Genomic DNA, 10,357 nt, shown 5'->3' on the forward strand with positions numbered 1-10,357 from the left:
CAATGACCGGATCGGTTCGTTCGTGTCTTCGGGTCGGCGTTGCCACGCTGACTGCCGCGGCCGTCGTGGGAATTCCGCCCGCCGCACCCACCGCCGCACCGCAGGGACCGGCGGCGCACTCCGTGCAGGCGCCGGCGGCGCCGCGCGTCGACCTGGCCGCATCGGTGCGCACGCTGGTCACGACGCCGTCAAATCCCGAGCACTTCGCTGCCGCGACGGCGGCGATGGCGCGGATCGACCCGGCGCGCACCTCCGCGGCGGTTCAGGCTGCGCCGGTCCCCCTCAACGCGGCGTCCGACGCCATCGTCTCGGGCTACCAGTTCCTCCGGTATTGGGTGACCTACGGGGTTCAGCTCGCCGACTACGTGCTGGGTTTCATCCCGTTCGGGTACGCCGTCGCCGATCAGGTCAACATCGTCTATTACAACCTCGTCCTGCCGATTTCGGACAGCATCGTCTACAACCTCGTCGTGCCCGTGGTGAACGATCCCCTGAATCTCGCGTCCTACGTCAACGGATTGGTCGCCGTGGGGCAGACGTCGGTCAACGCCCTGATCAACACCGGGGTGGCGGAGTTCAACTACTTCTTCGGCTGGCTGATCCCGCCGCTGCCGCCGCGCCCGCTCGTGGCGGCCACGGAGGGACCGACCGTCGAGGAGGCCTCCGCGGTCCAGCAGATTCAGGAGGCGCCCAAGGGTGGGGAGGCTACGGCGAGCGGCGCCGAGCCGTCGAACCCGCCGCAGTCGACCCCGACCCCCACCGCGGAGCCAACCGAAACCGCGGAGCCGTCCAAGACGGCCGAGCCCTCCGACACCGCAGGGCCCACCGTGACCCCGGAGCCGACCGAGACCGTTGAGCCCTCGGACACCGTCGAACCCACCAAGACCACGGCGCCTACCAAGACCACCGAACCCACCAGGACCACCGAACCCACCAAGACCACCGCGCCCAAGCCGCCGACCACCACCGCGGTCGACGGCGTCCAGGCCCAGGGCGAGGTGCGCGGCGGCACCACCGGCACGACGACCACCACCACCACGACCGGAACGACGACGGGCACACACCCGACCACGGCGACCACGCCCGCGACGGGTACCCCGCCGGCGGAGACCACGAAGGGATCCGATGAGCCGGGTCCTGCGAAGGACGGCGAAAGCTAGGCGCCGACCCTCGAGGTCAGCCGCCACAGCAAGTAGGCCGGCGGGCCGCCGCCCAGCACCACGAAGATCAGCGGCGCCAGCTGCATGATCCCTGCGCCGCTGAGCACGATGTCGTCACCCGGCCCGCCCAGCGTGAGACCCAGGGCAGTCACCAGCCAGGCCCACAGCGGCAGCGCCGCGAGTCGGGGAGACGAGACCCATTGCAGCGCCGCCCACACCAGGGCGACGTTCACCAGACCACTGATCAGCCCGCTGATGGGCAACGGAATCGACCCGACGTAGAGCGGAAGGAGGAACGCACCGGCGATCGCCGACAGAACTCCGTCCAACGAGAGAACGGCGAGGACGGCGAACCGTCCGCCTGAGGACGGAGTGGTCAGGTGGGGACGCTGTCGAGCAGGCCCACTATTCCGCCCACGACCCACTGAAAGCTGTCCAAGCGGTCCTGCCAGTGCTGCAGGTTGGGATCCAGATCTGGGTCCATCGCCATCCCTTTCTCGGGGCCGCTGATTGTTTCGCAGCGTACTCCCTCGCGGCGTTGCTATCCCAGGTTCACGCCGGCGAGTAGATCGGTTTCCCAACCGCGACCGTCCCGAGGGCCTGCCGTGCCCTCCACCAGCACGTAGTGCTCGTCGGCCGAGATCGGCAAGGCGACGTTGTTCGACAGGGCACCCGCGCGGCCACCCGGTTCCACGGTGACCTGCGTGGCATGCGCCCGCAGCGCCGCGACCTTGGCCGCCCGGCTCTCCGGCGCCTCGACCACCGCGTCGACGTCCGCGTCGTCGAGCGCGCCGACCACGGCGACGAAGTCGTCGGCCGACACCTTGATCCAATCCGCTGGCAGGTCGACGTCGGCGAGGTCCCGCATGCCGGCCTCGACCGCAGTGCGCGCCATGACGGTCCAGTAGAACTTGGGCACCCGCCACGGCTCGCCGGGATGTCCGGTGCCGGCCGCGGCGGCGACGGCGGCCGTCGTGACCTCGTGGGCCCGGATGTGGTCGGGGTGTCCGTAGCCGCCGTTGGGGTCGTAGGTGACGACGACGTGGGGGCGCAGGTCACGGATGACCGCGACGAGCGCCGCGATCGCGTCTGCCGGGTCGGCGTCGACGAACCTGCGCCCACCACGGGCGGGCGTGCCGGCCATTCCGGAGTCACGCCACCGTCCCGCACCACCGAGGAAGCGTGGCCCGTCGACCCCCAATTCCCCTAGCGCGGCGGTCAGTTCACTGATGCGGTAACCGCCGAGCTGATCGGCGGCGTCGGCGGCCAACAGCGCGAAGCGCTCACCGATGACCTCGCCCTCCTCGCCGAGCGTGCACGTCACCACCTGCACCTGGGCGCCGCGTTCGACGTAGTGCGCGATCGTGGCGCCGGTGGTCAGCGTCTCGTCGTCCGGATGCGCATGGACGAACAACAACCGTGGTTTCTCCATCCCCACAAGATAGGTTCACCCCGTGACGCGGCGCACCGTTGAGTATGGCTGCGCCGTCGTGGTGATCGGTCTGGCGGCCGGCGTCGCGGGGGCGGCGACCACCCTGGTGCTGCACTGGGTCGAACACCTCGTCTACCACTACTCGTTCGGCACGCTGCTGACCGGCGTCGGTGACAGCAGCCCGATTCGGCGCGCCGTCGGGCCGATGATCGGCGGCGCGCTGGCCGGCCTGGGATGGTGGCTGCTGCGGCGCCACGGCGACGTCCCCGGGCTGACGGCGACCATCGCCGAACACCGACCCATCCCCCGGTGGCGGATGTCGGTCGACGCCGGACTGCAGGTGCTCCTCGTCGGCTCCGGGGCGTCCCTCGGGCGCGAGGGTGCGCCGCGCCAGTTGGCCGCCGCACTTGGCGACTGGGGAACGTCGCGATGGTCGCTGACGCCACGGGACCGCGAGATCCTGCTGGCCTGCGCGGCGGGAGCGGGGCTCGGGGCGGTCTACAGCGTGCCCCTGGGCGGCGCGCTGTTCGCGGTGCGGATCGTGCTGGGCACCTGGCATCCGCGGGCGGTCGGCACCGCGCTGATCACCTCGAGCCTCGCGGTCGCGGTGTCCTCACCGGTCACCCATCTCGAGCACGCTCTGGTGTGGCCGGACGCGACGCTGTCGTACCTGTTCGTGCTGCTCGCCTGTGCCGTCGCGCCGCTGGCGGTCGTGGTGGGACTGGCCTTCGACACGGTGACCGCCCTGGCCCGCCCGCGCCCGCAGAGCCGATCCTGGCTGCTGATCCCGGCGATCGCGGTGGCGGGCCTCGCGACGGGCGTCTGCTCGATCTGGTGGCCGGAATTGCCCGGCAACGGCCGTAGCATCCTGACCGTCAGCGTCGACGCCGGCCTGACGCTCGGCGGTGCCGCGGTGATCCTGTTCCTCAAACCCTTGCTGACGGCGCTGTTCCTGCGCGCCGGCGCGGTCGGCGGCATGATCACCCCCGCCCTGGCGACCGGTGCCGCCGCGGGCACGGTCGCCACGTTGGCGCTGAATCACTTGGCGGGCACGCACTTTCAGGTCGCCGCGGTGTCGCTCGCGTGCGCCGCCGGCGTGCTGGCCGTCACGCAACGCGCACCGCTGTTCGCCGCGCTCTTCGTCTGGGAACTCGCGCGGCCGCCGCTGTGGCTGTTCGTCGTGTTCGCCGCCTCGGCGTTCACCTCACACGGGATTTACCTTCTGCGCCAACGGATGTCGACCGTCACGGCCCCTTGACCCAGTTGCCGGCGTCGCCGACGATGCCCACCGGGACGGCGCCCGACAGACTCACGTTCTGCACGTTGGGGGCCGCGGCGACGATCGTGGTGTCCTGCAGGATCGGCAGCACGGTCGCCATGTTCCACAGTCTCGGTTCGACGGCGGTGAGCACGTCGCCGATCGGCTGGCTGCCGTCGAGCGCGGCGTCGATGTTCGGCTGGATGCTGCGGTCGCAGATGCCCGTCAGGTTGCTGGGCGCCTGGACGAGCTGATCGGGATCCGACGGCTCCGCGGGTTGCGTCGCCGTGGGTGTGGTGGTGGTCGGACGGGGCGACGTCGTGGACGTGGGCGACGGGCTCGACGTCGGGGTGCCGCTCGGCGGGGCGGTCGGCACCGCGGTGGCCTCGAGCGCCGGGCAGCCGAACCGCGACGCCAGCGCGGTCGCGAGATCGCCGCCGGCCTGGTGCCAGCCGACGATCGCGTCGACGCGGTTCTGGGACAGCGCGTCGCCGTACAGGGTCGGCGGATCGAGGGCCAGGACCGACGCCGAGATGCCGACGCTGCGCAGCTGGTCGGCGGCGGTGTTGGCCACGGCCACCGACGTCGGGTCGTTGGCCGCGACCCCGATCACGAATCGCAACTGCTCGCCGTCCTTGCTGATGCGGCCCCGGGTCGGCGGTGGAGATCCCGGCGTCGGGGGCGGCATCGGGCTGGTCGAGGACACCTCCTGCTCGACGGTGTAGCCGCTGGCCTTCAACAAGTCGAGAGCAGCCTCCCGGGACAGAGCCGGCGGCGCAGTGGGCACGTAGCCCGGGTCGGACGGCGACCGCACCTGCGCCTGCGCCAACGTCACCGTGTTGTCGCTGCCCGCGCCGACCGCGGCGAGCAGGTCGACGTCGAGCAGACCGAGGATTGCCCGGCGCACCTGGGTGTCCTGCAGGTCCGGCTGCTGGGCGCGCAGCGTCACCTGCATCACGCGCGGGGTGACGATCCGCGCGGTCCGTACGTCGGGGATGGCACCGAGCTGGATGAACGCCGCCTGTCCGCCGTGCACCTGCGCGACCTGGGTGTCGCCGTTGCGGATCGAGTCGGCGAGCACGGCGGGCGCTCCCCCACGGCGGAACAGGATCTGATCCGGCTTGGCGGGTTGGCCCCAGTAGCGGTCGTTGCGCGCCAACAGGATCTCGTCGCGCTGCGGGTCGATGGAGTCGACGCGGAACTGGCCGCCGGTCACCGGGAGCGCCCGCAGCAGCCCCGCCGCGAACCCGCCGGGCACGTCCTTGACGATGTGGGCGGGCAGGATGTCGTTGAACAGTTCCCGCCACGCCGGGTAGGGCTGCGAGAACGTCACCACCGCGGTCTTGCCGCCCGCGAGTGACTGCACTCCGGTGATGAGGTCGTATCCCGCCGGGTCGACCACGCCGGGCGCGCTGACCATCTGGCGCCACAGGTACCAGTAGTCGTCCGCGGCGATCGGGGCGTTGTCCGTCCACTGCGCTTCCGGCCGGATCTGGTAGGTGACGGTGAACGGATCCTCACTCGTCACGTCCGCCGACAACAGCATGGTGGGGTCGAGTTCCCACCGGGAGCCCGTCGGCGAATCCGGGTCGGGAATGGGCCGGAACGAACTGGGCAGCACCAGCGAGGCGATCGCGGCGTTCACCGGCGACTGATCCGACAGCAGGTGCGGGTTGAACCCCGGCCCGACGGAGTCGATCGCCATGATGATCTGCGACGCCTTCAGCGGCGGCGGGGGTGTGCTCTCCGTGGTCTCGGTGCTCTGCGGCGCCGGCGGCGGGCTGACGGTACACGCCGCCACCAGCATCAACGTCGACGTCAGTGCACCGGCGACGGAGATGAGTCGTCGCAAGGTCGTCGGCACGCCCTTCAGGCTATCGGGCCGCGCCGAGTCAGCCGCGGGCCTTTGCCCGGGACTTGGAGCGAGCCCGCGCACTCGCCGCCAACTCCACCTTGCGCACCCGCACGACCTCCGGCGTCACCTCGACGCACTCGTCTTCGGCGCAGAATTCCATCGCCTGCTCCAGACCCATCTCGAGCGGACGTGCCAACGTCTCGAAGACGTCGGCGGTCGAGGACCGCATGTTGGTCAGCTTCTTCTCGCGGGTCGCGTTGATGTCGAGGTCCTCGGCGCGGGGGTTGATGCCCACCACCTGACCCTCGTAGGTGTCGTCACCCGGCTCGACGAAGAACTGCCCGCGGTCCGACAGCTGGGTCATCGCGAACGGCGTGATCTTCCCGGAGCGATCCGAGACCAGCGAGCCGGTGTGGCGGGCCCGAATCTCACCCGCCCACGGGCGGTACCCCTCGAACACCGCGTTGGCGATGCCGGTCCCACGGGTCAGCGTCAGGAAGTCGGTTCGGAAGCCGATCAACCCGCGGCTGGGAACGATGAAGTCCATGCGCACCCACCCCGCGGCGTGGTTGGCCATCTCCTCCATGCGGCCCTTGCGCCCGGCCATCAGCTGGGTGACCGCGCCGACGAACTCCTCGGGACAGTCGATCGTCATCGCTTCGAACGGCTCGTGCACCTTGCCGTCGACGGTCCGCGTGACCACCTGCGGCTTGCCGACGGTCAGCTCGAAACCCTCGCGGCGCATCTGCTCGACGAGGATCGCCAGCGCCAATTCGCCACGGCCCTGCACCTCCCAGGCGTCGGGCCGGTCGATGTCGACGACCTTGATCGACACGTTGCCGACCAGTTCGCTGTCGAGGCGGGCCTTCACCATGCGGGCGGTCAGCTTGTGTCCGGAGACCTTGCCCGCCAGCGGAGAGGTGTTGGTGCCGATGGTGACCGAGATGGCCGGTTCGTCGACGGTGATGCGCGGCAGCGCGTGCGCATGCTCGACGTCGGCGAGGGTGTCGCCGATCATGATCTCGGGCATGCCCGCCACGGCGACGATGTCGCCGGCCACCGCTTCGCTGGTGCTGGTCCGCTCGACGCCTTCGGTGGCCAGGAGCTCGGTGATCTTGGCATTGGTGATGACGGGATGGCCGTCCACCTCGCGCATCCACGCGACCTGCTGACCCTTCTTGATCCGACCCTTGTAGATGCGGATGAGCGCGAGCCGGCCCAGGAAGGCCGAGGCGTCCAGGTTGGTCACCAGGGCCTGCAGCGGGGCCTCCGGGTCGCCCTCGGGCTCCGGGATGTGCTCGAGCAGCACGTCGAAGAGCACGTCGAGGTTCTCGCCGTCGGGGTTCTCGCCGTTGGCGGGCTGGTTGGTGCTCGCGATGCCGGCGCGGCCCGAGGCGTACAGCGTCGGCAGTCCGAGCGCGAACTCGGCCGCCTTCTGCGCTTCCTCGTCGAGATCGGACGCGACGTCCAGCAGCAGGTCGTGGCTCTCGGAGACCACCTCCGCGATCCGGGCGTCGGGCCGGTCGGTCTTGTTGACGCAGACGATCACCGGCAGGTGGGCGCTCAACGCCTTGCGCAACACGAAGCGGGTCTGCGGCAACGGGCCCTCGGACGCGTCGACCAGCAGTAGCACGCCGTCGACCATCGACAGACCGCGTTCGACCTCGCCACCGAAGTCGGCGTGGCCCGGGGTGTCGATGACGTTGATCACCGTCATCGTGCCGTCCGGGTTCAGCCGGTGCACCGCGGTGTTCTTCGCCAGGATGGTGATGCCCTTTTCCTTCTCCAGGTCACCGGAGTCCATCAGGCGTTCCACCGCGTCGTCACCGCGGTGAGTCAATGCTCCGGACTGCCGGAGCATGGCGTCGACGAGCGTGGTCTTACCGTGGTCGACGTGAGCGACGATGGCGACATTGCGAAAGTTGGGGCGTGAATCCACCACCAGATTGTCGCAGCGCAGGTATGCAATCGCGAAAACGGCGGGTTCGGCCCGTGGGCGTGGAGCGGGTGAAGTGAAGCCGTCGGAGTTCGCCACGCTCAAGGCGAAGAAGAAGTGCTGCCGAAGCAAACCCCGCTGCAAGCGCTGCCCACTCGTTCTCCACAAGGTGCACAAAGCCGAGTTGGCCGGGGTGCGTGGCAAGGAGCTGGACAAGGTGTTCAAGCGGGCCAGAAAGGCCTGACCACCAGCGCCGATGCCGGCACACCTGGGAACTGCTCCACCCCCATGGGAGGGTCTCGATTGCGACGGTCGTCGGGGCGGCCGTCGAGCGGCCCTGGCGACCCCGCGGCCTCGGCGATCCGCCCGGGTCCGCGGCACCGGGCGGATCGGACCTCCGCGCGCGGTGTGCGCCATGTCACCGCCTCGGGACGGCCAGCACGGCCGCCAGGTCGGCCAGCCAGGCTCGGTCGGCGGGCACCCAGTCGAGCGCGTCGAGCTCGGCCGCCGTCACCCAGCGCAGCGCGCGATGGTCCCGAGCCGACACGCTGCCGCCGGTCTGCGTGACGAGGAACGCCCGCAGAATCGTCGACTCGTCGAGCACGACGTCGGCACCCAGCCGCGCACCGACGCTGACCTGGACGCCGAGTTCCTCGTCGAGTTCGCGTGCCAGCGCCGCGGCGTCGCTCTCCCCCGGCGCCGCCTTGCCGCCGGGCAGTTCCCACAGTCCGGCGAGTTCGGGTGGCCGGTCTCGTTGGGCCACCAGGAGATTGGGGCCGACGATCAACGCGCCCGCGACGACGATCTGGTTCGGCACGCTGCGACGGTATACCGTCGCAGCATGGCCGTGTTGACCGACGAACAGGTGGACGCCGCGCTGGCGGACCTGGAGGGCTGGGAGCGCTCCGACGGGGCCCTGCGACGCTCGGTGAAGTTCCCCGCGTTCCTGGACGGCATCGACGCCGTGCGTCGCGTCGGCGAACACGCCGAACGCGAAGACCACCATCCCGACATCGACATCCGTTGGCGGACAGTCGCTTTCGTCCTCGTCACGCACTCGGAGGGCGGCATTACCGCTAAGGACGTCGCGATGGCGGGCGACATCAACCGGATCGTCGGCTGACCAGCGCGAGGTAGGCCAGCGTCGCCAACGCCGCCACTACGTACAGCGAGCCGAACAGGTCGGCGTACCACGGCCGACCGTTCATCCGGCCGGTGTCGCCGGCGAACGTCACCAGCCACGGCGAGCCGAGGTAACCCAGCGCCACCCACCCCCAGCCGACCCACCGGGCACCCGGCCGGGCCGGGCCCAGGATCAGCCACATGGCCAGCGGCAGCATCCACACCCAGTGGTGGGTCCAGCTGATGGGTGAGATCAGCAAACCGAACACCATCACCACGACGATCCGGCCGAGTGCGTCGTCGGCTCCGACGCGCCACCATGCTGCCAGGCTCAGCACCGTCGTGAGCGCCACCGCGACGAGCAGCGGCACGCCGTACCCGACGTCGTGTCCCGCCACGTAGCCCACGACGCCACGCAGCGACTGGTTCATCTGCGTGTCGACGACGCCGACCCGGTCCGCGTTGCCGAGGAGGTCGGTGAAGTAGAACTGGGCCTGGGCCCCGCCCAGGGCGATCGACGCCGCCACGGTGGCGCCGAACACCGCGACCGACAGCAGGACGACGCCCCACCGCCGCGCGCCGACGAAGTACGCGCCGGCCACCGCGGGCGTGAGCTTCATTCCGGTCGCCAGCCCCACCAGCAGTCCGGACACCCACCACCGGGTGCTGACCACCGCGTAGAGCACCGCGACCATGAGCAGCGCGCCGATCTGGCCGAGTTCGAAGAGGTGGCGTACCGGTTCGAACCAGATCGCGAGCGCGGTCCACGCCATCGCGTGCCGGGCGTCGGGCCTGCCCAGCAACCGCAGGACCAGCGCCGCCGAGCCGTAGAGCGCCGCCACGGTGCCCAGCTGCCACCCCAGGGCGACGACGGGGAACGGCAGGAAGTGCAGCGGATAGAACACCACCCCCGCGAACGGCGGATAGGTGAACTGCAACGGCAGCGGCGGGATCGCCGGGTGGTAGACGAAGTCGTAGAGGCCGCCGTCGCGCATGGTGGCGGCGCCGTCGACGTAGACGTGCAGGTCGATGAAGTTGGTGCCGTTGGGCGCCAGGTAGGTGACGGCGAAACGCGCGACGAGGCTGAGGACGAGAAGGTACGGCGCGGCGCTCGCCAGCCGGTGGCGCGGCGCCGCGGTGACGACGGCGGGGTCGTCGACCTGTGTCTGTTTCGTTATCCCACCGACTGTAGTTTCCGCCGGCCGCCCGCCGGCGTCGGCGGGTCCGTTCGGTCACCATCGGCCGTCATAGCCATAACGGTTGAGTAAATGCCACACGTGTCACTTGAGTAACTCCAGTAACTCCGTAGCTTCGGTTTCAGACGTGTCACCAACCGATCGGGAGAACCATGCACTTCGCCAGAAAAGCCCTTGCTACCAGCGTGATTGCGGCCGCGTGCGCGGCGCCGGGGGCACTGCTGCTCAGCGCCACCGCGTCGGCCGATCCCGTTCCGGCGCCCGCGCCCGCCATGCCGAACATCCCGTTCCTCAACGGCATCTCGCCGGCCAACGCGCCGGCGATGTTGCAGGGCCTCGCGTCGGCCTTCACGGGCGCCGCCCAGCCGGCCGCCGCTCCCGCCGCCGCACCCGCGCCG

Annotated in this window: 10 protein-coding genes and 1 pseudogene; 5 read left to right on the forward strand and 6 right to left on the reverse strand. The window is 70.3% G+C overall.

What is annotated here, in order from left to right; genetic code table 11:
• Positions 1-2: 2 nt before the first annotated feature.
• Entirely contained in the window at positions 3-1,160 is a 1,158-nt protein-coding gene (locus H7J06_RS03910) for a hypothetical protein (protein ID WP_264037176.1), read from the forward strand.
• Here the strand turns inward: H7J06_RS03910 and H7J06_RS03915 are convergent.
• Positions 1,157-1,585, reverse strand: a complete 429-nt coding sequence (locus H7J06_RS03915) for a hypothetical protein (protein ID WP_372515231.1) — start codon at positions 1,583-1,585, stop codon at positions 1,157-1,159. The genes H7J06_RS03910 and H7J06_RS03915 overlap by 4 nt on opposite strands.
• Positions 1,586-1,701: 116 nt before the next feature.
• Positions 1,702-2,592 (reverse strand): N-acetyl-1-D-myo-inositol-2-amino-2-deoxy-alpha-D-glucopyranoside deacetylase, encoded by an 891-nt coding sequence (gene mshB / locus H7J06_RS03920; RefSeq protein ID WP_264037177.1) that lies wholly within the window; start codon positions 2,590-2,592, stop codon positions 1,702-1,704.
• A gap of 22 nt (positions 2,593-2,614) precedes the next feature.
• Here mshB and H7J06_RS03925 point away from each other — a divergent pair, with 22 nt between their 5' ends.
• Positions 2,615-3,850 carry a chloride channel protein gene (locus H7J06_RS03925; RefSeq protein WP_264037179.1) on the forward strand — a complete coding sequence of 412 codons (1,236 nt, stop codon included), beginning with the start codon at positions 2,615-2,617 and terminating at the stop codon, positions 3,848-3,850.
• On the opposite strand, the gene H7J06_RS03930 is transcribed toward H7J06_RS03925, so the two are convergent.
• Both H7J06_RS03930 and typA read right to left on the reverse strand, forming a co-directional pair.
• The gene (locus H7J06_RS03930) at positions 3,837-5,657 is read right to left on the reverse strand and encodes an ABC transporter family substrate-binding protein (RefSeq protein ID WP_264037196.1); all 1,821 of its coding nucleotides are present in this window, start codon (positions 5,655-5,657) and stop codon (positions 3,837-3,839) included. The two genes, H7J06_RS03925 and H7J06_RS03930, sit on opposite strands and share 14 nt — an antisense overlap.
• 85 nt (positions 5,658-5,742) lie before the next feature.
• Positions 5,743-7,644 (reverse strand): translational GTPase TypA, encoded by a 1,902-nt coding sequence (gene typA / locus H7J06_RS03935; RefSeq protein WP_264037181.1) that lies wholly within the window; start codon positions 7,642-7,644, stop codon positions 5,743-5,745.
• A gap of 73 nt (positions 7,645-7,717) precedes the next feature.
• On the opposite strand from typA, the gene H7J06_RS03940 reads away from it, so the two are divergent.
• Positions 7,718-7,885, forward strand: a complete 168-nt coding sequence (locus H7J06_RS03940) for a hypothetical protein (protein WP_264037182.1) — start codon at positions 7,718-7,720, stop codon at positions 7,883-7,885.
• A 174-nt stretch (positions 7,886-8,059) separates the two neighbouring features.
• On the opposite strand, the gene H7J06_RS03945 is transcribed toward H7J06_RS03940, so the two are convergent.
• Positions 8,060-8,458 carry a (deoxy)nucleoside triphosphate pyrophosphohydrolase gene (locus tag H7J06_RS03945; protein WP_264037184.1) on the reverse strand — a complete coding sequence of 133 codons (399 nt, stop codon included), beginning with the start codon at positions 8,456-8,458 and terminating at the stop codon, positions 8,060-8,062.
• 24 nt (positions 8,459-8,482) lie between these two features.
• Between H7J06_RS03945 and H7J06_RS03950 the strand changes: the two genes are divergently transcribed.
• Positions 8,483-8,764: a 4a-hydroxytetrahydrobiopterin dehydratase gene (locus H7J06_RS03950; protein WP_264037186.1), complete on the forward strand. Its 282-nt coding sequence runs from the start codon at positions 8,483-8,485 to the stop codon at positions 8,762-8,764.
• On the opposite strand, the gene H7J06_RS03955 is transcribed toward H7J06_RS03950, so the two are convergent.
• Positions 8,745-9,941 (reverse strand): mannosyltransferase, encoded by a 1,197-nt coding sequence (locus H7J06_RS03955; RefSeq protein WP_264037198.1) that lies wholly within the window; start codon positions 9,939-9,941, stop codon positions 8,745-8,747. The genes H7J06_RS03950 and H7J06_RS03955 overlap by 20 nt on opposite strands.
• Before the next feature lie 170 nt (positions 9,942-10,111).
• On the opposite strand from H7J06_RS03955, the pseudogene H7J06_RS03960 reads away from it, so the two are divergent.
• Positions 10,112-10,357, forward strand: a pseudogene (locus H7J06_RS03960) (hypothetical protein); the annotation flags it as partial.

The sequence above is a fragment of the Mycolicibacterium hodleri genome (genome assembly GCF_025822245.1).
Classification (GTDB): domain Bacteria; phylum Actinomycetota; class Actinomycetes; order Mycobacteriales; family Mycobacteriaceae; genus Mycobacterium; species Mycobacterium hodleri.